Genomic DNA, 22116 nt, shown 5'->3' on the forward strand with positions numbered 1-22116 from the left:
AAAACAATTAAAATAATAAAAACTTCTTATTTTTTACTTTCTCTATAGTTTTCGTATAGAACGTAGTTATATTAAGTCCGTATTGGGTATATTCACCTTTTTCTATAAACTTTTCGCCTGAGAAATAGATTTCTTGGGTGTAAGTAGTGTTATTTTTGGGAGTTTGTCCCTCTATTTCAAAAACGAGTTTATCGGCGTCTATATATTTTCTTTTCTTGTCAAGTGAAAAAGGTAATTGGGGTTCGTTAGTATCTACTCTTCCTGACATCTGAAGACCTTTATCATCGTATGCTGCATATAAAGTACTATAAACAGTGGTATCTGCTTCGTTGAGGACAGTGCCTCCATACATTTTTAGGTTCTTTTTATATTTGTCCTTAGTGCTTATCATAAATACTTCCGTATCTATAAAATAATCCCCGAATTGGTCGTCTAAAAAATCTAAGATAGTAGCAATATCCCTCTTTTTGAATATTTTCTTCTTTAGAAAATGGCTGTATTCATCACTGAGTATATAACTATCTCTATTTACACATATGATATTAGGGTTTTCAAAATGAAATAAGAGCGTATCCACACGATTTTTATCACCTATAAGGAGTTGTAGCTTATCGGTAGCTACTTTCTTTGTAGTGAGGAAGTAGGAAAAGGTATCTTTTTGCGCTATATCCTTTGGGGTATCTTTTTGATTGACAAATAAAGTATCTTTTCTACGGTTGAAGCGCAGAAAGGTATAGTATTCACGGCTTTCCTTTCTGTCAGGGAGTAGTGAATCGGTTTCGTTGTCTATGGCATAGCTTTCGTATTGTGTCCTAACTAATACTGCTTTTTGCGCCCATAGTATATTTTGACCCCAAAGGAGGACTAATAATAAAGGGAGTAGTCTTTTCATTTTATTTGCTAATTTTCCATTACATTGGTAACTTGCTGCAATTTTTATAGAACAAAGGTGCTTCTATACCTTTTTTCTTACCTTCTTCATACACGCACTTGCATATATATAATAAGTCGGGGAGATTGTTGTGGAGGGTCATTATTTTTTGGGTGAGGATATTGTTGGCAAACATTCTTTTCATCAAAGGTGCTGAAAGGAAAGTAGGCAATTTGTAAGGTAGTAACTCGTTGTTGTAGTGTTTTAGTACCACCCCTCGTGAGGCTACTATCTTCACCGTTTCACGTACCGATTTTACGGCTCGCTTCAGTAGTTTGGCAGACTGCATTAGCTTCTCGGCTGCCTCAGTAGTTTGTGCATTATTGCTATAATTTTCCATTGTAGTACTTGCTACCGAAATAACTCCCGCATTAATAGCCAGATGTAACCATATCCATTCGAGCATATCGTAAGGGTGTTCTAAGGCTATATGGCAATCGCTAAATAGCTTTACTAAATCGTCATAATTATCAATAGTAGTTTTTGCTTTGCTCTCCAGCATAAAATGGTCAAACAGACAAGCATTAAGGGTCTCACCTTCTAAGTTGCCTCCTGCTACGGGATAACCCAATACATAAGGACGGTTACCTAAGAGTTTTTCCAGATAATTCTTATCTTCCCAAATACCACAAGCAATGAGCAGTGTTCCTGTAATATGCTCTCTATTGAGTTCTTCTATCACACTTGCTAATTTTCCAGAAGGTACCGCAATAAAGATAAAATCATACTCTTTTTCTGTGGCGTGCTCAATAGAATAGCTGTCGGTATACGAAAGTCCTTTCTTGTGTCCACGTCCGTCCAAGATATGAACGTTTAAAGTGTGTATGTTATTCTTTTTACTGTCTTTTCTAAGGTAATGTGTTACTGTGTATCCTGCTTTAGAAAACACATAGCCGTAAATAGAGCCTATAACGCCTATGCCTATTACTAAGATTTTCATAGTGTCTTTTTTATCTAAGGACAAAGGTATAAAATTATTATCATCCCCTTCTATTTCCTCAAAATACCTATCCAAATGGCATCCTATTTCCATATCTTCATCTGAAGTATTTCGTAATACCATAAAGTGACAATTTTTCTCGGCATTAACGAATACAAAATTGTGTTCGCCGAAGTACGCTTGGTATCCCTCATCTACTAACGACCAAACTTCACCCGCTTTAAAGCTGAAAATATCATTTTTTATGCGATAGTTTTTACCTACTTCCAATTCCATAATAATATGTTTTTTTTAAGGCACAAAGATAATAATAATTAGTCAATTTGCTAATGAGCTAATTAGCAAATTATTTAGTACCTTTGCCGAGTGAATAGATAGAAAAAAAGAAAGGATATGAGCGATTTTAAACTAACACTTTTGAGAAAATGGGAATTTGACAATGAATTCTCATTTGTTTATGCTTCAACTTTACTACCCAATGGCACTGCCGTAATCCTAACTTCCGATCATACCGATTGGCATAAATATTACGTCCTTTTCCTTTCAACCGAAGGCGTCAAAAAGATTCCTATTGAATATACCCCAACATCCAACAGAGATTATCCTGTGCTCTTCAGATATAAAGAAGGGTTTGCCATCATCATTTCGGCAAAAGAAGTGCGGTATTACTCAGATATGCATTCGTCACCAGCACTCATTCCGGTAAAAAATAAATCATTGCTCAGGTATAACATTGTACCAGAGAAAGCTGAACAGCGATATTTTCAAAATATATCCGATAGCCAAATAATTCCCGTTTGCTTTGAAAATGAAGTTTATTACGGCAATGCAAGATGTTTTGCCCTTTTAGAATTTGATGATACAGCCAAAACTGCCAAATGGAAATCTTTTTCTTACATAGATAAAAAAGCATTTACACATCGTGACAACAGAACCACCGACACCCCAAAAATAGACAGTCTTAAAATATCGGATAAAAAATTCTACGCCTTCATTCCGGGTGAAAGCGCTTCATCGGTTAATAAATGGGGAATGGATTATTATGCGCTCGCACAAATCTCTGCCGAAGGGAAGGTCATCGAGAAAATTATTGAATCGGACAATTTGCATACCGATCATAAAAAACGCGGTGTTAATGGCTGTTTCACGGACTCAGAATATGTGATACTAACACCTGTTTTTAAAACCGATGAATGGAAGGGCAATCAAAAAGTCTTTTCGCTCACCACACGCGAATATGACAATGTTTTCTTACCTAAAGGAATGACAAAACACAAACTCCAAAATATCACAGGTAACCTTTGCTTGACCTCTCTTTTCGACAGAGGTTTAAAAGAAATATCTTTGTGTAATTACAATAACTTATAAAATTAGACATTAGCTTTTATGTCTCAAAAAATCAAAGTTTTCAATAAATTATTAGCCCATTACGGCAAGCAATATTGGTGGAATGACCCCAATCGCATTACCGACTGGATTTCGATGATTCTCATTCAGCAAACCACCCAACAGAATACCGAAAAAGCCCTTGCAAACTTAGAGGGCAAGCTCTCGGTAGAGGCTTTACACGCTATGGAACTGAACACTTTGCAGGAATATATACGTCCGGCAGGCTTCTACAAGCAAAAAAGCACTTACATCAAAGCCCTGATGGAATGGTATGTGTCGCACGGAGCTTCCTTACAAAAGTTTGAAGCTATCCCTACTGAGGAGCTTCGCAAGGAACTGCTCTCTATCAAAGGTGTAGGCGAAGAAACTGCCGATGCAATGTTGTTGTACATTTTTGAGCGAAAGGTGTTCATAGCCGACCAGTACGCTATACGACTTTTGAACCGCCTGAACCTTTCTACCGCACAAACCTATAAAGCTCTCCGTGAAGAGTGTATGCCCTTAGTGACTAAAATTCCCTTAGAAACCTGTCAAGAATGGCACGCTGTGATTGATGTACACGGCAAGGCTTACCGCAAAGGTTTTACCGATGAACAGTGGTTGTTAGAATAATAAATAAAAAATTATGAGCAAAATATGGAAAAATATCATTGCCCAAACACAAGAAGAGGTAAGGGTAACTTTTGAAGAATTATACGCTTCTGTGGATTTCGGAGCTTATATAGCCCCGCAAGATTACTTTGTGTCTTACATCTTTAAAACAGAGGAAGAACTGAGCAAAGCAAAGGAAACAGGCTTACTGCAAAAGATAAACAAATATCACCAAAAACTATTGCACGAGCAACAATACCCTGAGGAAGGTATAAAAGATTGTACTTTTGCCTCTCAGGAAGATTGCGACAAGGAGTGGAACGGAAATTGGTATTATTATTACAAGTAAAATATGAATCTGCTAACAAAAAAACTCTCTAAAAAAGGACAGAAAAAGGAACAGCTTTTCGGCGAAAAGTTTTTGAAAATAGGACGTATAATCCTAATTGTATTTTTGTGTTTCTATCTGTTAGAACTTCTATGGTTAGCCAGAAACTTTACCCTTAGCAAGGAGCTTATAGACGAGATTATTATCCCTATCCTCCCTTTAGCAGTCTTAATAGGGCTATATAGCTTTTTTTACAGATGGGTGATGGATAAGCGTATGCGATACAGCCAATATACAAGAGGTGAATTACCTCCTACCATCAAGGTAAAAGCACTGAAAGACAAAACCTTTCAATGGATAAAATTTCTGTCGATTGTAGTTTTTTATATAATGATGTTCTGGCTAATAAGTGGCCAAATTATAAGTGAGCATAGAGAAGGGGTAGCCAAATATTTCTATTTACTTATAGGAATTGTTGTTTTAATATTTATTATAGTGCTTTTTGGTGAAGATCTTATAAAAAACACTCATAATACTTTCTATGCCATAGAGATAAAAAACGAGGTTCTTTCCATTTTTTATAAAGAAGAACTTACCCAAACTATCGATTTAAATTCCATTCACCATATCCATTTTTTCCTCGAAAAAGTGAGAAGAGGAAAAGATTCTGATAGAATACACCCTCGTATGCAGATTTACACCTCAAGAACAAACAGAGTGTTGCACATCAAATTGAGTATTGACAACTATCTTTTACTAAAAGCCTATTTTTCTCATAAGCATTTCAAAGTGACAGACGAATATAACCTGTCTTTTTAATTACAATGTCTAACATTCTTCAATTTATAAAAAACTGGACGCTCCCCCTTTCAATGGGTATAGGAGCAGTAGCGTATTTGGTATTTTATTACGTACCAGCATTAGAAGGGGCTTCACAATGGCTTGCTCCCATATTCGATGCTATTTTGCCGCTTTTTATGTTCCTCATTTTGTACGTAACCTTTTGCAAGGTCGATTTCAAGAGGTTAGCACTTGTACCTTGGCATTGGTGGATGATAGTAGTGCAGTGTGTTTTGGTAGGAAGTATCACGGGGGCAATTCTCTCCTTTGGCATCCACGGTAAAGAACTGATACTCTTGGAAAGCGTATTGGCGTGCATTATAAGTCCTTGTGCAGCAGCAGCAGCGGTAGTAACTCTCAAACTCGGTGGTAATTTAGAACAGATGACTACTTATACTTTTGTATCCAACTTGCTTTGTGCGCTACTCATACCCGTGTGTTTCCCGCTGATAGAACCCGCTTCTCAAATGACCTTTTGGAGTGCTTTTTCACTGATAATGCAGAAAGTATGTCTCGTATTAGTCGTACCGATGCTATTGGCATTGCTTACCAAAACCCTCCCCCTACTCCACCGCTTTCACCAATGGCTCATACACATCCCCGACCTATCTTTTCATCTCTGGGGTTGCTCACTGATGATCGTTACCGGCACTACACTAAAGAACATTTTTCACGCGGAAACAAGCGTATTATTTCTGTTGCTCATAGGCTTTTTAGGCTTGGCATTGTGCTTACTACAATACGCTATAGGGTGGCGTATAGGTAATTTTTTCAACTCTTCGATAGAGGCAGGACAAGCCTTAGGACAGAAGAACACCGCCTTTGCTATCTGGATATCAGCCACTTACCTGCATCCGCTTTCTACCGTAGGCCCAGGTTGTTATATCCTTTGGCAAAATATCATCAACTCTATTGAAATATGGAAAAAAGGAAAGTATAACGCATAAAAAATCAATTAACAATTAACAAATTAGTAAATTAGAAAATTAGCAATCACCCGTGCGGTTCGTACCGGCTTGTCTCCCTTCGGGGGAACGGGGGCTAAATCGACAAATTGGCAAATCGACAAATTATTTTTATCTTTGCAGCAAATTAACAAATAGTAATATGAAAATAGAAGATATTAAAGGTGATTTTAGTTATAAAGAAAATCCAAATTTGAGATATAGCAACGAGAACTATATCTTGGTAATCAAAGATGAGGACAACCCCGATAAATCGGTGCGCCCATTGTTATATGTAGATAAAAGAGCGGGAAAAGTAGAAAATATCGACCGATATGATATGGATAAAATTCAGGTGCCTATCAACCACTTCAAACCTGAACAAAGTTTTGATAGATTCGATAACTTGTACCAAATCCTAAAAATTTCGTACGGTACTATCGTCGCTACCAATTACGACGACGATAAATATCCTAAATGCAAAACCTTCGCTAACAACCTCAATTTTACTTCTAAAGAGGAAATTATAGAAATTTTAGAAGGTGAAATATTAGAATCTCAAGCTAAAATAAAGGTAAAAACCCCCTTTACTTCCCTCATTTCCGATGTATACGCGCGCTACAGTCAGCCTCTTTTTATAGAAACCGAAGAAAAAATCGTTGGACCCTTTATCATTGCGAGTCAAGATGAAGACAATACCTTTTCCGTACAAAAATACTTCAAAAAAGAATATCCTTTTGGCGAATACCAAATTACCGACAATAGTTATATAGAATTTCAGAATTTTGGGTTTACCCGAAAAGTACATATCATCGGCTTTAGTAAGTTCGAATTCATCAAGGAAATAGACTTTAAAGACGACAAAGAAATACTCAACGACTTTGCCGAACGCATCAAGCATAACCCTGCCCTGCTCAACAAACGCAAACAGCAAGAAATGCTCGACCTCATCGAAACAATGCGCCAAAACAAAGCCATTGAAACTTATCTCAAGGAAAACCGCCGCGTGTACGACATCTTGGAAAAAGCCAATGAAAAACTTATTAGCGACTATAAAATCAGTGAAATATTCCCCGAAAAAGTACGCTTAAACGAGATTATCGAAAACCTCACCGAGCGCGAAAGAGAACTGAAAAGCCAAGTGAGCAGTCAGGAAAAACGCCTGCAAGAACTACAAGAAAAGGTAGACGACACTCAAAACGAGCTCGAAAATCTCACTAAAATTAAAGAAGAGAAGTTCGCCAAAGAAAAAATCGCCTTAGAACAGGAAGTAAAAGCTCTTACCGAGAAAAAAGCCAATCTCGCTGCCGAAATTGAAAGCGAAACCCAGCAAATTTCTCAACAATTAGTAGCTTTACGCAAAGAAAAAGACGATTTAACGGCTTTTGTTGATAAATTGTTGCTCGAGAACAAACACGCTCAACGCGACGCCCAGCAGGAACTCGTCAACCTCTTCAAACACAAAAAGTATTTCGACTTTTTGAGCGGTCGCAACCTCTCTCTCTACGAGGAAACACAACAAAGAACCTTTACCGACTTCAGTATCACCGATGCTTTCGATACTTATGCCGCTTTCAGAGATAAAATAAAGGAAATTCTCTCTAAAAACGGACGTGCTTTCGAAACGCATTTCATCGACAATCTGCTCATCGCTATACACCAAAATACACTCACCATTTTAGCGGGCTTACCTGGTACAGGAAAAACGAGTTTAGCGCGCTTGCTCACCCAAATATTAGCCCCCCAAGAGCGCGTTACCGAAGTATCGGTGAGCCGTGGCTGGTCATCACCTAAAGACCTTATCGGATTCCAAAACCCGCTTACCGATAAGTTCCACTCTGCTCCCACCGGCGTATACGAACTCTTGGAGCAACTCAACTACGAGGTAGAACAACACTCGTTCTTCAGCGCTCCTTTGGCTTTCATCATCTTAGACGAAGCCAACCTCAGCCCTATAGAGCACTATTGGTCAAACTTCTATAACCTTACCGATACCATCGCTCAAGAAGGCGACTACCTCTCTATCCAGTTGGGTAACAACCACACACTCAAGTATGCGAACAACCTCCGCTTCATCGCTACTATCAACTACGATTATACCACCGAACCACTTTCACCGCGCGTAATCGATAGAACGAACATTATCCAGCTACCCGAACTCAACCAAAGCGTTCACTTTATCACCAAAGAAGAAGTAGAAACCTTGCGTATTTCGTTCCAAAAATGCATTGAGTTTTTCCACCTTCTCGATTTCCAAAAGAATGATAAAGAAGTGATTAGCTTCAGCGACGACGAGAACGACAAAGTATTTCGAGAAATTAAAGAACTATTCAAAAAACTGCGCTTGCCTATCAGCTATCGCGTGGAAATGGGCATCAAAAAGTATTGCAGTATGGCAAAACACATCGCTGGGCTCAACGAGTATGTACTCTTAGACTATTGCATTGCACAACGCCTCTTGCCGATGATCAACGTACAAGGTGAAAACCTTAAAGTTTATATCGACCGACTTTCGCAATTGCTGAACGAGAACAAGATGAAAATATCGGAAAAGATATTGGATAAAATGATTGAAATAGGCGAAAACAACGAAATTTTAGGAGGTAACTACAGCTATTTCCTCACCTTGTCGTATGCTTAGAGTTTACGAAATACAAAACGACGAACGCCGTGAAGTACTCTTGGAGGACGGTGTGTACAACGTGCAGGAATTGGGGGTTTACGAAATGGTTTTCTTCCCCGAAAACAACGACGACCTGAATCCTAATATCGAAGGCACTCCCTTGCCCTCAGAGTACTTGCGCTTGGATAGAACAAAAATCGTACTGATGCCCCAACGCTATTTTGAAGATTATTTTGGGGGTACTCAACTCACAATAGGCGGAAAAACATACCCCTTCAATGTGCGTATCAGTAAGTTGAGACTTTCGGAAATAGAAGGACTCTTCACCTATTTATGGCAAAAAGAAGACCGCCTTTTCGATGTGTTCTACTCCAAAAACAGTGTAGAAGTAAAGAACAAACCTAACGAAGTGGGGCAGATGAACAAATTCATCACTTTGATAACTCACTTTGTAACGGTATTCGAAAAACTGTTACCTTACTTTGAAAAGCAACCTCATTTCGTACTGAGAAAGAAAACTACCGTCTTGCCTTTCAATTCTAACAAAGTGAGTGCTAACACTGTACAGTGGATTATCAACAATTTAGACGAAGTGCAGTTCGACGATGCTTTTAAAGGGCATCACAAAGCAGTACAACTCGGCAACCACTACGGAATGATCGATAACATCCACACCGAAGTGGAAACCCGCGACTGTAATACTTATGAGAACCAAGTGGTGATGGGGATCTTTTTTGTGATACTGAAAAAACTCCGCTCCCTCAAACGCGACATCGAACTGAAATCTACGGTCACTAATTGGTCGGATACTGAAGATTCTGAAGAGTATTTTGTAGATTTTAAAGACTTAAAACGCTTGCCTTTCATCCGTCTGTTTGAAGAAATTAGCAAGGTAGAACAACAAGTGAAGAAATTGGAGCAGAGTTACCGTCGCATTTTTCCAGAGGTAACCCCCAAAGCCGAGCGCCCTGTGCTCACCTCTATATTCATTCAGCGACCGCACTACAAACGCGCCTACGAGCTAATACGCAAACTCAACGACTACAAACTCGATATCACGGGATATTTCAAGCTCTTCAACATCAGTAAGTTGAGTAAGCTTTACGAATTGTACAACCTCTTCCAGCTGATAGATGCGTTGCGTTCAAGCCTCAAAATCGCCTTCTTCAATGTGAAGGTGGCATTGCGAAAAGATGAGCCTATTGTTGAGAAAATGGAGTTTACAAACGATTTCTTTGCAGTAAATCTCTTCTATGAGCACAAATATTACCCAGAAAGTAGCAATTACCACAGCACTTTGCTACGCCGTATCGATTGTGTAAGCCCTGAAGAGTACTACCACCCCGATTTTATTATAGAAATTATAGACAAAAAGGCGGAAAAAACCTTCTATTACCTTTTTGATGCTAAATATTCGGTGTTGAAAAATGTGAAATTCTTGCATTTACCATCATTAGAGAAGAAATACATCGCCCGCACAGGTATCAGTGGGGATCGTTACAAGAAAATTAATGGATTGTTTGCCCTTTTCCCCGATGAAGAAGGAGAAAAAATAGTAGATGGCACCTTTTTTGAACCTCAAATTGCACTTATAGCCTCTAAACCTAGCGTAGAGAGTGAACTTAAAACCTATATACAATGCATTTTAAAGAAACACATAGGAGACTATTTGCTCAGCTAAAATGTGTGAGTTCTTCCACTGTGATACCAAATACCTCAGCGTATTGTTGTAGCGTTTTATCTGATAGTTTTTTGAATACCGAAGGTTTGGCGTGACGCTTGATAACCCATTGCCAGCGATGCATAGCATCGGCGAGGACAGCCCAATCCATACGGTTGAGAAGCATATAATACACTATGGGGCTTTTGCGCCCTGCTATGGCATCGGCTTTAGCTTCATCAATCTGCTCTTGTAACCTGCCTAAGGAGACTTCTAAAGCAATATTCTTCACCTCCCAGCCTGAACTGAGACGGGTAGTATAGTTCCCTTCGTCATCGGTTACGTAACACAATTCCGTAAGGTCGCGCAAGGCACCTTTTTCCTGAGGTAGTTCAGTTTCTTTCATTCCGTTAAGTTTTTAATCACTAAGTTTAATTCGGCTGTTGCCAGATGCACCCCATCGGCAAAGGCATTACAGCGCATTGCACAGAGGTAATACTCATCACTATCAAAACGAGAAAGCAATTCGGCTTCGGCAGTGACAGTTTGTTGTACTCTTGGCAAGGTAAAGATTTCCAATTTCTTAATCGCACTGATGTAGCCTATCACATAGTTTGACGTATCTTCTATACCAAAGAGAAACTGTCCCACAATTGCCGAACAGGTTTGTGCCATATTTTCGATGAGCCCTACTTCGGCAAACATTCCATTTTCTACAAAAATACAGTTATCAGTTACCTTAAATTCGGTAACTACGTGCGTATTACTGATGTCGGTAATGGTATCGACCATTTGCATCGGTGGGTGGTGAGGGAGATATTTGTGGATAGAGATGTTCATATTAGGTGTCAGGTGTCAGGGGCTAGGTGTTAAGGGTTAGGAATTTGGAGCGAGTACAGTTTTCATTTCGCCTTGAGCGATGAGGGTATCTCCTATAAAGGTTTGCATTGTTACGAGGGTCACCTCCATAAACTCTTGGAGAATGGTGATGTGTGTTTTAAGCGTATCGCCTACTTTGGGTAGTGATTGTATTTCTATATTTTTAATCGCTCCTATATACCCCATAGGAGCAGGTTTTCCGTTGAGATAGTAGTAATAACCTTTGTGCAAGGCAATGCTTTGGGCAATGTGCTCTATAAGTCCGCTTTCTAAGAATATCCCTTGCTGTACAAAAAGGTTATTAGGGGCAATGGTGAGCCCTGCCACACCCTCGGTGGGGGTATATTCCCAAAGAGCATCTACCATTACAATGGGAGTGCGCTGGGGTATAAGGGTGAGAATTTTATTTTTATCTGTAATTGGTAAAACCATAATTAAATGACCTTTAAGAAAGCATAAGAATAAGAAAATCTACCACTCTCGGGCACTGATAACAACACGGTATCGCCCGTTTTGAGTTTCCCTGAATGCATCAAGGCTTCTAACATCAAATAAGCGGAAGCAGAGCCTACATTGCCTACTTCGGGGAGGTTGATAAACCAACGTTCTAACGGAAGGTCGATACCTACCGTTTTGAGAGCTTCACACAAGCGTTCTTTGAAATAACAAGACGAGATATGAGGCAAGAAATAGGTAATATCATCTGCCGACAGTTGGTGTTTATCTAAGGTAGCACGCATACTCTCAGCGCCTTTTAGCAAAATATTCTCATTGAGCAGCTTCACATCTTGCTTGATAGCAAAGATAGATTCACTAAGCCACGCTTCGGCAGGGTATTCACTCCAAGCTTTGAGGCTACCATCGGGGAGCTTGTCGCCACCAGCATACATACACGCTTCGAGCTCGTGAGCATACGAATAAGCGTCCATCCACTCTATTAGCAAAGCACCTTCACGCGGTTTGTTTTCTAACAGAAAAGCCCCTGCCCCATCGGAGAGCATAAAGCGCAAGAAATCTTTTTTAAAGGCGATAGCAGGGTGTGCTTCCAACTCGGCTAAGAGTTGTACTTCGTTTTCGTATTTATCGGCACGCAACCACGCCGATACACGTTCAGAGCCTGTGCATACTGCATTGGCACTATTGCCCGCCTTTACTGATAAGTACCCAAATTTGAGGGCATTCATTCCTGAGTTACACACCCCTGAAGAGGCATTCAGTTCTACTGAGTGTCCGCCCAAAATGCCGTGTACCATAGCAGTGTGCGAGGGCAAGAGCACATCGGGGGTAGAGGTACCGCAAGAGAGCACCTCGATAGTATCCCAAGGCACTTCGCCGTCCAATAGGTTTTGTACTGCCAAAGCCGTAAGTTGGGCATTGTTATGAGTAGGGTTACCTTGCTCATCGAGAGCATAGTAACGGGTGAGAATACCATTGTTACGGAGCACGAGGCGTCGTGCTTTAGAGGCATTTTGGTTTATGAGACCTAAGAAAGTCTCCATTTGCTCATTGCCAATGGGATTGTTAGGTAAATATTTACTTGCTTTTGTTATATAAACGTTCATATTATTCAGGTGACAGGTTTTTATTGAAAACAACTACTACAAAGTTCCATTCCTCTTTGCTTGTTGTTCCATATAATCTTTTGCTTGTTCTGTTGTTAAAGAATTCATAAATTCTTTTGAACGTCTCGCCGCCAAGAGCCCGTCCATTGTTTGTTGTAGCCATCCAATACCGTAACTCTCGTAACCGTTCAGTAGCATATCGACTGTTAATAGGTCTTTGTGCGGTCCGAATTGCAGATTCTTATTTTCAGAAATATTTTGTTGTTCCATTTTATTATTTTCTTTGTATATGTTTATCAAAAATAGACTATACTATTCCTGATGAAATACTATTCTTCTATGTTCTTCTAAGTAAGGTTTGTTTTCATTATAAACCTTAAAGAGTTCATCATTAGGACTAATACCTAAAACTTTATACTCTTCTTCTTTTATAAGAGGAGAAATAATTATTTTGCCATTATCTTCAAAAGAAATAAGTCCTTTGTCAAATAATTTGTCGTAGTTAGGTAATAGCAAGAGCCCATTATAAGGGTCTAACTTTTCTATATTAGTAGATTTACTCCAAGGTTTTATATGTGATGCGATTAATAATTCTGTCATTTCACATTTAGAAACAGCACATTTCTTCCAAAGATTTATTAATTTATTTCTATAATTTCCTTGTCCTATTCTTGCAGATATTAATTGCTCTTTCTCTGTTTTAGGAATAATTTCATCTTTTATAATTGTTTCTATATCATCAATTAAATCAGATTTCTCAGCAATAAACTTTCTGTACTTATTGAGAGCAGCTTTAAAGTCGGAATAATCATTGTTGTTTTCATTTAGATATATACTTCTCTTCGATTTATTCTTTTCAAGATGATTTATAATAGTATCATTATCAACTAAATCTCTACTAATACTGAATCCCTCTTTGGCTATAAATCGTAACCAGCTAATATAATTTCTACGAGTATTATCTTTCAACCCTTCTTTTTCCATAAAGGCCTTAAACTCATTTTCAAATTCTATATATTCCATATTCTTTAATTGTCAATTATCAATTTCTTCACGTCTCTCTCTACTTTCCAAAAGAACAGAGGGTAGGTGAGCCAGTATAGCAACCACACTATGGGCATCAGTACCCAGATAGCGATATACAGATAGATACGGAAACATTTTAGCAGGAATTTACGCTTCTTACTGCCGTAAATCATCTTTGCCCAAATGCCGAAAAGGCGGTTGCCTTTCTTCTCTGCCGAAAGGAGAAAACGCTTGTAATGCACACCTCCGTGGGCTACTATTTCTTGTTGTAGTCCTGTGTAATCATCGGTTTGTAGGTGAGGGGCAATGAGCGTGCCGTATACGCTCGCGCCTTGTATGTCTTTATCGGCAACGCCCGCTTTGGGGAACACACCGAGATAGCGTTTGTTCTTATCGCCCGAAAAGAGCCACTGTACAATGGTAATCACGCTGATATGGTTGTGATGCCTATCGGTAAGGGCAATATTGCCTACTAAATGCGCCCCACAGTCGGTTAAGAGTTTTTTTACTTTCTGGTGCGCCATTACCCACATATTGCGAGTGCCTGAAATGGTGATGACAGGTTTGCCACTGAGGAGCTTTTTGGCTTCGGGGTGTTGCAAAAAGGAATTAAATGGGATAGAAGGCGAGAGATACCACACTTGGTAGCCTAAAATCACTAAATCGTAATCGGTATGGGGGAGGTTAAAAGGTTGTAGAGGTTGGGGGATTTGCAAATACGACTCGGGGAAGGCGTCAAAGAATGTATCGCCTGTCCACGGGAAGGGGAAAGGAGTGGCAGTATCAATAGGCAAAAAGTCGATAGTTACCTCCGTGAGTGGGGATAGTACACTATCGATAATCTCTTTGAGTTGCCCCGATTGGGTGTAATATACTACTAATACGCGTTTCATTGTTCATCCCAAAAGTTGAAATAGTTAAACCATTGTAGTGGGTACTTTTTGAGCATCTGCTCCATATTTTCGGTATAGGCATCCAGCAATGCTTGAGCATCGCGCCCTTTCACCTCAGCTACTTGGGCATATAGGTGGTAATGCAACCTACTTTCTTTCATCACATAGACGAAGAGCACGGGCACTTTCAAGCGGGAAGCTATAAAAAAAGGACCTGCGGGGAAGGTAGCTTCTGCGCCCAACAACGTTCCTTTGAGCGAACGCACCCCTTCAAAATATCGGTCGCCGGTGAAACACACTATCTTGTTGTCGCCAATAGCATCGTTGATTTTGAAGATATGCGACATATCTTCTTTCACATAGATAAACTGATTCGAGGGTTTATTTTTAGAAATCGACTCCAAATACTCTTTGATTACGGAGTGTTCCATATCGGTAGTTACCGTACTGATTTGCAAATTGAGGTCTATTTTTCTAAAAAAAGGTTCGGCTATTTCAAAGTTACCGATATGTGCGGAAATGAGTACGCCACTTTGTTGCTGGTCGAGGAGTTTATACAAATTTTCGACACCATCGAACTCATAAGTAAATTTATCTTCGAGTCCTGCTAAAATAGCGATTTTATCAATAATAGTTTGTCCAAAAGTAAAGTAATTGAGGTAGAGGCAAACGACAGCTTTAAGAGGGTTATATCCCAAACGATGGCGGAAATAGTAATACATATAGCCATTGGATCGCCACTCAAATAGAAAATAGTAGAAAGCCACAAATACCAATAAGGTATAAGCGGCGTAGATACCTAAGTGTTTCATCAACCATACAAAGATGCTATAGCCTAATACATTTCCTTTAGACTTTCCTTGCCATTTGGTCTTGCCTTCGTCGTTAGTGTGCATTCACTTTATTTTCTAAGGTAGTGTAAAAGTCGTTGAAGGTTACGATAGGTTTGAAATCGGCTTCTACCAATTTCACACCGAATTCTTGTTCAATCATCACCACCAAATCTACGTAGTCGAGGCTATCTAATCCTAAAGATTCGCGGAAGTTAGCCTCGGGAGCAATCACGCTACCATCTACTTCAAATTCATCTACAAAAATACGGGTAGTAAGGTCTATTATTTCCTGTCTGTTCATTATTACGGTTTTTTAATATACTTTTTAAAAAGGGACAAAGGTATGAATTAATTATAGATTAATCAAATTTTTCATTGTGATACTTATTTTTACTTCTTGCGAAAGACATTTGTTCTCTTATACCTCCTTGTTGTAAAAACATTTCTTGTTGTTTTTCTATTAAATGTCTAAGCATATAAGTTGCTTGTTGAATGAGAGTGATACAGAGGTTTGCCAATACTTCATCATCACATTTAGGGAGTAAAGTAGGATACTTCCAAGAGATTTCTTGACTACGGGCAAAAGCACGAACTTTCTCAAAACGAGGATGCCCCTTTTTCCATTGAACTTTATTTTGTACTCTTAAATAATCTTCATAATCAAGCAATAGCTCTTCAAGACTCGCTTTTGCAACATTTGTTAGCTTTATTTCTGTTTCGGCAGAAGTGGTAGCTGCTTGACTTCCTTCCGCAATATTCTGTTTCCCAGAACGTGCTGCTTGCAACATTTGGTCAATGGTGCGGTCTCCTTTTTTAAGAAAGTGTTGCACAAAATAAAAGGTTATGTCATAAATAATCACTGATACTTGATAAACACGTAATTTCTTATATCCTCCTTTTTGTTTCAAAAAAGTTGTCATTTTTAAAGTGGTTTATTAATTTTGTTAAACTATTGGGACAAGTCGGACAAAGCAGAGTTGTCAGACAAGGCAGACAAGTCAGACGAGTCGGATGAGGCTAACAAATGGGATGGGGCTTTAGGGTTATTCATTTTTTATTTTTTCCCAAGTATCTTTTAAGCCGACGGTTTTGTTGAACACCAATTTTTCGGGGGTAGTATCGGGGTCTACACTGAAATAGCCCAAACGTTGGAACTGTACTGTGTCGCCTGCTTGAGCAGTTTTAAGACTTGGTTCTACATAAGCAGTTACTACCTTTAGAGAATCGGGGTTGATGTAGTTTAAGAAACTATCTTCTTGGCGATCGGGTTCAGGAACAGTAAATAGACGGTCGTAGAGGCGTGCTTCGGCTTCTATTGCGTGAGCTACTGATACCCAATGCAATGTACCTTTTACCTTGCGCATACTCGCCTCGGTACCACTACCACTGCGGCTCTCGGGGTCGTAAGTACAATGGATTTCGGTAATATTCCCTTGAGCATCTTTCACAACACTTTCAGCTTTGATGATATAAGCGTTTTTAAGGCGTACTTCCCCTCCTAATTTCAATCGGAAATATTTTTTATCGGCTTCTTCGCGGAAGTCGTCACGCTCAATATACAATTCACGACCGAAAGGCACTTTACGGAAAGTCATAGGAGTTACCTCAGGGTTATTTTCGGCGTCAAGCCATTCTTCTTGTCCCTCAGGATAATTGGTAATCACTACCTTCACGGGGTCGAGTACTGTCATTACGCGGTTAGCTTTTTTATTGAGGTCTTCGCGCACACAGAATTCTAAAAGAGATACATCGATGAGGTTTTCGCGTTTGGCAATACCAATGGTATCAGCGAATTTGCGAATGGCTTCGGGGGTATATCCACGGCGGCGCAAACCTGAGATAGTAGGCATACGAGGGTCATCCCAGCCAGCCACATAATTTTCGGTTACCAATTGTAAGAGTTTTCGCTTACTTACAATGGTGTGACTGAGGTTGCGGCGGGCAAACTCACGTTGTTTAGGTCGGGTACGAGTGTTGTCGTATACTTGATCTAAAAACCAATCGTACAACTCTCTGTGTGGTAAGAATTCCAGTGTACAAAGGGAGTGTGATATTTGTTCGAGGTAGTCGCTTTCGCCGTGAGCCCAGTCGTACATAGGGTAGATATGCCATTTGTCGCCAGTGCGGTGGTGTGAAGCGTTCATAATACGATAGATGATAGGGTCGCGCATTAACATATTAGGCGATGCCATATCTATTTTAGCGCGGAGTACATACGTACCATTTTCAAACTCACCGTTTTTCATACGTTCAAAAAGAGCGAGGTTTTCCTCAGGAGAGGTATTGCGATAGGGGCTCTCGGTACCCGCTACCGTTGGCGTGCCTTTTTGAGCAGCAATTTCTTCGGAGGTTTGTTTATCTACATAAGCTTTTCCTTGTTTGATGAGCATTACCGCCCAGTCGTAAAGCTCTTGGAAATAGTCGGAAGCATAGCATTCTTTATCCCATTTGAATCCGAGCCACTCTACATCGCGACGAATTGCATCTACATATTCTTGTTCTTCTTTAGATGGGTTGGTATCGTCGAAACGCAAATTTACAGGGGCGTTGTAGCGCAAGCCCAATCCGAAGTTGAGGCAGATAGAACTAGCGTGACCGAGGTGCAAGTAGCCATTGGGTTCTGGAGGGAAGCGAAAGCGCAAAGCGTTGGCGGGGAACCCTGCAGTGAGGTCTTCCTCAATGATATTTTCTATAAAATTATTAGAGCGTTGTTCTTTTAATTCTTCTGACATTTTTTTAGTGTTTAGGGGGTTAGTCGTTAGAAATTGTCATCAAGTCGAGGAACATTTGTCGTACCTCTTCATTTTCATCATTATTGGAGATATATTGAAAGCCAAATCTTTCATAGAAAGGAAATGCCTGTCGGTAAGCATCCACTGTTATCAATCGGCAGGCTTGTTTTTTATTGAGAGCTATGCAATTAGCAATAATTCCCTCGAGAAGTATTCTCCCTAATCCCTTTCCTTTATAAGTTTTATCCACTGCTAAGCGTCCTATTTTTAGAGATGGAATATTCTTCAAATGTCGTTTGAGATGTGGCAGTAATCCTCCTACAAATTTTTTATACTGACTTTTAGAGGAGAATAATTCTTCTTTAATTTGCATACTATCATTTAGTAGACTGTAAAATCCTAAAGTTCGTTCACTATTTTCTACAATAAAAGTAGTAGCAAGCATTTGCTTTTGGTAAGGTATTGCTTCCTTGAATAGGAAATCATTCAAATCTTCATCTTCACAATCAAAGGGCTTAATAATATGTTCTTCTGTGAGTAATGAAAAAGACAATTCTTCTATCGTATTTTCTTTATTCATTATTTGTTGGTTTTTCTTTAAAAATAGATTTTAAAAATTTTGCACTTTCCTCCATTTTTTTACGACTAAGCACAATGCCTTTTTCTTTTAGATATTGAGGATAAGTCTCTAATTTTATTAAAAAATCAATTGCATCTTGCCCTTCAAGTACGGGGGTGGGTTGTATTTCTCTTGCCATAATATTAGATATTAGGATTAAGGATTACTATAACTTTTACTACTATATACTCTCTACAAAGTGCAAAGGTAGGAATAATTAGTGAATTAGCAAAGTGCGAAGGCGAGAGTGGTGGGGAAAAGTAAGAGTTATGGGAGTTATGGGAGTTGGGGGAAGAGAAAATAATAGAAAAGTAGTAGCAAGTTGTTTTTAGTAAGGTATTGCTTCCTTGAATAGGAAATCATTCAAATCTTCATCTTCACAATCAAGAGGTTTAATTATATGATTGAATGTAGTTTAACAAAAATAGATTGATTATCAAGCAATCAACTTTACCAAAGTGTAGGGACACAAATGCGAATATCGTATTAATAATTAAGTTGTAGATGTAAAGACAAATGGTAACGGTCATCACTTTTGAAAGTAGTACTATACGTTGTTTTTACTCCTAATATAGCGAAGAAATGGTTGCGCAATTGTTGTTTGAAATCTGTTCCAAAAGAAAAATGGTATTGAGTTTTGCACAAGAGCGTATTATCTGGGTAGACTACTTCGTCGTAGAATAACCGAATAGTTTTAGCGGCGTAATCGTTATTGGTGAGAGCTTTATAATACTCTATATTCTGATTTTCCAGTTTGCTATAGGTAGGCAATTGACATTGGAATGCTACAAAAGGGGCTATTTCAACTCCTGAGAGTTGGTAACTACGGCTGTGTAATGCTTGAGCGGTGAGGAAATGCCTATCAGTAAGGGTTTGTGCTAATACATCAGTTTGGTAGGATTGGTGATAGCCGAGCGTAACAGCAGTTTCGCATAATTGAGTGTATTTTTCAGAATAATAATGTACTGAAAATTGCACATCGCGCAATTGTGCTTCATAGTTTTTTCCTTGTTGTAGATTTAAAAAGTTTTTACAGGAAGTTTCAGTATATTGAGCGTAATATCTCAACTGAGCTTCCGATAGCTTTTTCAGGCGTTGTATATAGACCTTATAGTTTGTGGTATTAAGCGTTGCCATTAAGCGTTCATCGGCTTCATACTCAGTATTACTTTGGTAAGTATTTGCTTTTTGCCATTGGTAATGAGCTCCAATTATCCATTGGACAGTAAGAGTTGTATAATGATAATGCAGTGTTAGCTCATTGAAAGGGCGTTCACGTTTGGTAGAGACATCAGTGGGAAGCTCGAAAGTGCCATAGCCTAATTGCCAACGGAGGTATTTAGGGTAGTTCATAGGGATATGGCTATCACTATCGGAAAAAGAAATACCATTGTCTACTTGGGTAAGTCCGTACGTTGTTCCTATGGCTATTTGTTGTTGAGAGGTAAGGTTTAGTGCTAATTGGGCGGTAAAAGCTAATTCATTAGTTATTATTTTAGGACGAGGATCAAAGGAGGTACGGTATTTTTCACCTAAGTGATAACGGGCAGCAATCATTCCGTTGAGATGAGAGGTAATGAGTGGAGTGATAAGTCCACCAAATACTTGGTATTGTTGAGTATTCCAATTAGAAGCCTTGCTCACGGCATAGTAATGAGGGTCGGGCATTAGCCCATCGGGAGCAACCTCAACATAAGAGAGATTCCATTTTTTATCGGTTTGATATTCTCTTTTAATAGTGACATCGCCGAAGAAAGCTGTTTTTTTAGCTTTGTAATAACCATTAGTATTTAGGCTGATAGTTGTAACAGCTGAAGGTTGTTGTCCCAAGTGTAAATCACCTTTTTCAGTTTGGAAAGAAAGTCCGGAATTTGTAAAATTCTCTAGAGAAGAGGCAGGCAAGAGTACAGGAGTTTGCAGATAAGTTTGGAATACTTTAGGATGTAAGTAACTATCCACTCTGCTTTGAGAGTAGATAGTTACTGTTGAAGCAAATAATATGAAAAGGGTTTTAGGTATCATCAGTTTAGGGAACTTACATCGGGAGTGGATATCCATATAAAGTCGTTGGTAGAGTTGTTCGTATCTTGATAGAAGATTTTATCACCTACTCTTTTAGTTTCTTTGCGAATAGCTGATTCGGAGGAGTAAGCACCTTTAGGGCTACTGAGGGCTCCAGCATCTACATTAGTAGGCAAACGTTTAGGCATTTTTGCTTCTTGACAACCTACACCGTCAATAATAATATCTATAGGTATCTGCAAGTATTTTCTATCAGGTTTTTTTCCACGCATAGCGGGACTTTGCACTACTTTTAGAGCATCAGTTTCGGCTTTAGTAGCCCTAAATAACACATAAGCATCACGCCCTTGCACATTTAACACCATATCTTTAAGTGTGTTTATTTTATAGCGTACCTCCATATTAATGGCAGGATTATCAATATCAGTATTATTTTCTTGATTAGGCAAATAGACCTCGAATTTAGCTTTACTTAAATCGACTGTTAGTTCGGGGTTAGGAACTTCGTACTTTTTACCTCCAATGGTAAGTGGTGCTTTGTGGTTCATCGCTGTTTTGGCGACAATCATTGATTTACCTGAAGCCAAGGGGTAAGTAGTACCATTACCAGGGAAGGCATAGATTTCGTAAGCATAAACAAATTTTGTATTAGCATCTTTACCAACGCCTACTAAATCAGGAGATTTACTCCAGTCTATTTGACCATTCTCATCTAAGTTTTCTTTTGAAAAATTGTTATACCAGCCGTGGATTTGAGCAAAGCAGATATTATCTAAATAGATGGTTTCGTTAGAATTGTTATGCACCTCAAAGAATTGGTCTCTCCACTGGAAACCAGCAGCTTTTTGATTATCAGAACTAACATAATAAACTTGTTTAATAAGCAAATCGCCTGTTTTACCTGTTTGTAATACCAATTCACTGATAGCATTTTGCTGTGCATTGATAGTTACTTTACTCAACGAAGCGTTGAAGCTCGCTTCTTTTTCCTCACCAAAGAGTCTTTTCATCTGTTCGGCAGATAGAGAGATAGAAGCAGAAATATCATAGGTACCCGCAGATATTACTACACTTGCCTTTCCTTGAGCATCGGTTTTGACAGTGTATATCTGACCATTTTGCAAATTGGTAAGTTTTACATTTACTCCTTCGGCTGCTTTGCCACCAAAGAAATCGTCGTACTTCACCGATAAACGATGAGTGATATTAGTTACAAAACCATCGCTATCATTATCTTTTTTGCAGGATAGCACGGTTATAAAGAGTGCGAAAATTAGAATTACTCGTTTCATATAATTAGAAAT

The 22116-nt window shown here is 39.0% G+C and carries 24 protein-coding genes; 7 read left to right on the plus strand and 17 right to left on the minus strand.

The annotated features are described in order from the left end of the window. Nucleotides 1–7 precede the first annotated feature (7 nt). Complete coding sequence (locus tag CBG49_RS15545) at nt 8–892, minus strand: hypothetical protein (RefSeq protein ID WP_088595195.1); 885 nt, start codon at nt 890–892, stop codon at nt 8–10. Between the two features lie 19 nt (nt 893–911). Beyond that, the gene (locus CBG49_RS15550) at nt 912–2147 is read right to left on the minus strand and encodes a ketopantoate reductase family protein (RefSeq protein WP_227002917.1); all 1236 of its coding nucleotides are present in this window, start codon (nt 2145–2147) and stop codon (nt 912–914) included. Nucleotides 2148–2264: 117 nt separating this feature from the next. Between CBG49_RS15550 and CBG49_RS15555 the strand changes: the two genes are divergently transcribed. From CBG49_RS15555 to CBG49_RS15585, 7 genes are all read left to right on the plus strand, one after another. Next, a complete protein-coding gene (locus CBG49_RS15555; RefSeq protein ID WP_088595196.1) occupies nt 2265–3239 on the plus strand; it encodes a hypothetical protein in 975 nt (324 codons plus the stop codon). Between the two features lie 18 nt (nt 3240–3257). Then, on the plus strand, nt 3258–3872 hold the full coding sequence (locus tag CBG49_RS15560) for an endonuclease III domain-containing protein (RefSeq protein ID WP_088595197.1): 615 nt from the start codon (nt 3258–3260) through the stop codon (nt 3870–3872). A gap of 13 nt (nt 3873–3885) precedes the next feature. Then, nucleotides 3886–4200 (plus strand): hypothetical protein, encoded by a 315-nt coding sequence (locus tag CBG49_RS15565; RefSeq protein ID WP_088595198.1) that lies wholly within the window; start codon nt 3886–3888, stop codon nt 4198–4200. 3 nt (nt 4201–4203) lie between these two features. Next, nucleotides 4204–4998 (plus strand): hypothetical protein, encoded by a 795-nt coding sequence (locus tag CBG49_RS15570; RefSeq protein ID WP_088595199.1) that lies wholly within the window; start codon nt 4204–4206, stop codon nt 4996–4998. Between the two features lie 5 nt (nt 4999–5003). After that, complete coding sequence (locus CBG49_RS15575) at nt 5004–5966, plus strand: bile acid:sodium symporter family protein (protein ID WP_088595200.1); 963 nt, start codon at nt 5004–5006, stop codon at nt 5964–5966. A 160-nt stretch (nt 5967–6126) separates the two neighbouring features. Next, entirely contained in the window at nt 6127–8604 is a 2478-nt protein-coding gene (locus CBG49_RS15580) for a hypothetical protein (protein ID WP_009414394.1), read from the plus strand. Then, a complete protein-coding gene (locus CBG49_RS15585; protein ID WP_088595201.1) occupies nt 8597–10267 on the plus strand; it encodes a nuclease domain-containing protein in 1671 nt (556 codons plus the stop codon). Before CBG49_RS15580 ends, CBG49_RS15585 begins: the two co-directional genes overlap by 8 nt. On the opposite strand, the gene DarG is transcribed toward CBG49_RS15585, so the two are convergent. From DarG to CBG49_RS15660, 15 genes are all read right to left on the minus strand, one after another. Further along, nucleotides 10260–10652 carry a flexirubin biosynthesis protein DarG gene (gene DarG / locus CBG49_RS15590; RefSeq protein ID WP_088595202.1) on the minus strand — a complete coding sequence of 131 codons (393 nt, stop codon included), beginning with the start codon at nt 10650–10652 and terminating at the stop codon, nt 10260–10262. The two genes, CBG49_RS15585 and DarG, sit on opposite strands and share 8 nt — an antisense overlap. Then, nucleotides 10649–11086: a hotdog family protein gene (locus tag CBG49_RS15595; RefSeq protein ID WP_088595203.1), complete on the minus strand. Its 438-nt coding sequence runs from the start codon at nt 11084–11086 to the stop codon at nt 10649–10651. Before CBG49_RS15595 ends, DarG begins: the two co-directional genes overlap by 4 nt. A 36-nt stretch (nt 11087–11122) precedes the next feature. Then, complete coding sequence (locus CBG49_RS15600; protein ID WP_088595204.1) at nt 11123–11557, minus strand: hotdog family protein; 435 nt, start codon at nt 11555–11557, stop codon at nt 11123–11125. A gap of 2 nt (nt 11558–11559) precedes the next feature. Beyond that, the gene (darB, locus tag CBG49_RS15605; RefSeq protein ID WP_088595205.1) at nt 11560–12687 is read right to left on the minus strand and encodes a dialkylresorcinol biosynthesis protein DarB; all 1128 of its coding nucleotides are present in this window, start codon (nt 12685–12687) and stop codon (nt 11560–11562) included. 36 nt (nt 12688–12723) lie between these two features. Then, nucleotides 12724–12957, minus strand: a complete 234-nt coding sequence (locus CBG49_RS15610) for a hypothetical protein (protein ID WP_088595206.1) — start codon at nt 12955–12957, stop codon at nt 12724–12726. A gap of 42 nt (nt 12958–12999) precedes the next feature. Next, nucleotides 13000–13710 carry an HNH endonuclease gene (locus tag CBG49_RS15615; RefSeq protein ID WP_088595207.1) on the minus strand — a complete coding sequence of 237 codons (711 nt, stop codon included), beginning with the start codon at nt 13708–13710 and terminating at the stop codon, nt 13000–13002. Nucleotides 13711–13715: 5 nt separating this feature from the next. Then, the gene (locus tag CBG49_RS15620) at nt 13716–14606 is read right to left on the minus strand and encodes an NADPH-dependent FMN reductase family protein (protein ID WP_088595208.1); all 891 of its coding nucleotides are present in this window, start codon (nt 14604–14606) and stop codon (nt 13716–13718) included. After that, nucleotides 14603–15502, minus strand: a complete 900-nt coding sequence (locus tag CBG49_RS15625; protein WP_088595209.1) for an LpxL/LpxP family acyltransferase — start codon at nt 15500–15502, stop codon at nt 14603–14605. The genes CBG49_RS15620 and CBG49_RS15625 overlap by 4 nt, the downstream gene beginning before the upstream one ends. After that, nucleotides 15492–15740 carry a phosphopantetheine-binding protein gene (locus CBG49_RS15630; RefSeq protein WP_009414404.1) on the minus strand — a complete coding sequence of 83 codons (249 nt, stop codon included), beginning with the start codon at nt 15738–15740 and terminating at the stop codon, nt 15492–15494. Before CBG49_RS15630 ends, CBG49_RS15625 begins: the two co-directional genes overlap by 11 nt. A gap of 58 nt (nt 15741–15798) precedes the next feature. Next, nucleotides 15799–16359 (minus strand): four helix bundle suffix domain-containing protein, encoded by a 561-nt coding sequence (locus CBG49_RS15635; RefSeq protein ID WP_088595210.1) that lies wholly within the window; start codon nt 16357–16359, stop codon nt 15799–15801. A 123-nt stretch (nt 16360–16482) separates the two neighbouring features. After that, nucleotides 16483–18171: a glutamine--tRNA ligase/YqeY domain fusion protein gene (locus CBG49_RS15640; protein WP_088595211.1), complete on the minus strand. Its 1689-nt coding sequence runs from the start codon at nt 18169–18171 to the stop codon at nt 16483–16485. A gap of 19 nt (nt 18172–18190) precedes the next feature. Beyond that, nucleotides 18191–18751 carry a GNAT family N-acetyltransferase gene (locus tag CBG49_RS15645; RefSeq protein WP_088595212.1) on the minus strand — a complete coding sequence of 187 codons (561 nt, stop codon included), beginning with the start codon at nt 18749–18751 and terminating at the stop codon, nt 18191–18193. Then, nucleotides 18744–18929, minus strand: a complete 186-nt coding sequence (locus CBG49_RS15650) for a hypothetical protein (protein ID WP_088595213.1) — start codon at nt 18927–18929, stop codon at nt 18744–18746. The genes CBG49_RS15645 and CBG49_RS15650 overlap by 8 nt, the downstream gene beginning before the upstream one ends. Nucleotides 18930–19276: 347 nt before the next feature. Beyond that, nucleotides 19277–20848: a DUF6850 family outer membrane beta-barrel protein gene (locus tag CBG49_RS15655; protein ID WP_157668413.1), complete on the minus strand. Its 1572-nt coding sequence runs from the start codon at nt 20846–20848 to the stop codon at nt 19277–19279. After that, nucleotides 20812–22104, minus strand: a complete 1293-nt coding sequence (locus tag CBG49_RS15660) for a DUF4876 domain-containing protein (RefSeq protein WP_088595215.1) — start codon at nt 22102–22104, stop codon at nt 20812–20814. Before CBG49_RS15660 ends, CBG49_RS15655 begins: the two co-directional genes overlap by 37 nt. Nucleotides 22105–22116 lie beyond the last annotated feature (12 nt).

The sequence above is a fragment of the Capnocytophaga endodontalis genome (assembly GCF_002209445.1).
GTDB lineage: Bacteria > Bacteroidota > Bacteroidia > Flavobacteriales > Flavobacteriaceae > Capnocytophaga > Capnocytophaga periodontitidis.

Bases quoted from the DNA above. Each gene is read 5' to 3' on its own strand.
- CBG49_RS15545 (WP_088595195.1), bottom strand. From the start codon at position 892: ATGAAAAGACTACTCCCTTTATTATTAGTCCTCCTTTGGGGTCAAAAT.
- CBG49_RS15550 (WP_227002917.1), bottom strand. From the start codon at position 2,147: ATGGAATTGGAAGTAGGTAAAAACTATCGCATAAAAAATGATATTTTC.
- CBG49_RS15555 (WP_088595196.1), top strand. From the start codon at position 2,265: ATGAGCGATTTTAAACTAACACTTTTGAGAAAATGGGAATTTGACAAT.
- CBG49_RS15560 (WP_088595197.1), top strand. From the start codon at position 3,258: ATGTCTCAAAAAATCAAAGTTTTCAATAAATTATTAGCCCATTACGGC.
- CBG49_RS15565 (WP_088595198.1), top strand. From the start codon at position 3,886: ATGAGCAAAATATGGAAAAATATCATTGCCCAAACACAAGAAGAGGTA.
- CBG49_RS15570 (WP_088595199.1), top strand. From the start codon at position 4,204: ATGAATCTGCTAACAAAAAAACTCTCTAAAAAAGGACAGAAAAAGGAA.
- CBG49_RS15575 (WP_088595200.1), top strand. From the start codon at position 5,004: ATGTCTAACATTCTTCAATTTATAAAAAACTGGACGCTCCCCCTTTCA.
- CBG49_RS15580 (WP_009414394.1), top strand. From the start codon at position 6,127: ATGAAAATAGAAGATATTAAAGGTGATTTTAGTTATAAAGAAAATCCA.
- CBG49_RS15585 (WP_088595201.1), top strand. From the start codon at position 8,597: ATGCTTAGAGTTTACGAAATACAAAACGACGAACGCCGTGAAGTACTC.
- DarG (WP_088595202.1), bottom strand. From the start codon at position 10,652: ATGAAAGAAACTGAACTACCTCAGGAAAAAGGTGCCTTGCGCGACCTT.
- CBG49_RS15595 (WP_088595203.1), bottom strand. From the start codon at position 11,086: ATGAACATCTCTATCCACAAATATCTCCCTCACCACCCACCGATGCAA.
- CBG49_RS15600 (WP_088595204.1), bottom strand. From the start codon at position 11,557: ATGGTTTTACCAATTACAGATAAAAATAAAATTCTCACCCTTATACCC.
- darB (WP_088595205.1), bottom strand. From the start codon at position 12,687: ATGAACGTTTATATAACAAAAGCAAGTAAATATTTACCTAACAATCCC.
- CBG49_RS15610 (WP_088595206.1), bottom strand. From the start codon at position 12,957: ATGGAACAACAAAATATTTCTGAAAATAAGAATCTGCAATTCGGACCG.
- CBG49_RS15615 (WP_088595207.1), bottom strand. From the start codon at position 13,710: ATGGAATATATAGAATTTGAAAATGAGTTTAAGGCCTTTATGGAAAAA.
- CBG49_RS15620 (WP_088595208.1), bottom strand. From the start codon at position 14,606: ATGAAACGCGTATTAGTAGTATATTACACCCAATCGGGGCAACTCAAA.
- CBG49_RS15625 (WP_088595209.1), bottom strand. From the start codon at position 15,502: ATGCACACTAACGACGAAGGCAAGACCAAATGGCAAGGAAAGTCTAAA.
- CBG49_RS15630 (WP_009414404.1), bottom strand. From the start codon at position 15,740: ATGAACAGACAGGAAATAATAGACCTTACTACCCGTATTTTTGTAGAT.
- CBG49_RS15635 (WP_088595210.1), bottom strand. From the start codon at position 16,359: ATGACAACTTTTTTGAAACAAAAAGGAGGATATAAGAAATTACGTGTT.
- CBG49_RS15640 (WP_088595211.1), bottom strand. From the start codon at position 18,171: ATGTCAGAAGAATTAAAAGAACAACGCTCTAATAATTTTATAGAAAAT.
- CBG49_RS15645 (WP_088595212.1), bottom strand. From the start codon at position 18,751: ATGAATAAAGAAAATACGATAGAAGAATTGTCTTTTTCATTACTCACA.
- CBG49_RS15650 (WP_088595213.1), bottom strand. From the start codon at position 18,929: ATGGCAAGAGAAATACAACCCACCCCCGTACTTGAAGGGCAAGATGCA.
- CBG49_RS15655 (WP_157668413.1), bottom strand. From the start codon at position 20,848: ATGGATATCCACTCCCGATGTAAGTTCCCTAAACTGATGATACCTAAA.
- CBG49_RS15660 (WP_088595215.1), bottom strand. From the start codon at position 22,104: ATGAAACGAGTAATTCTAATTTTCGCACTCTTTATAACCGTGCTATCC.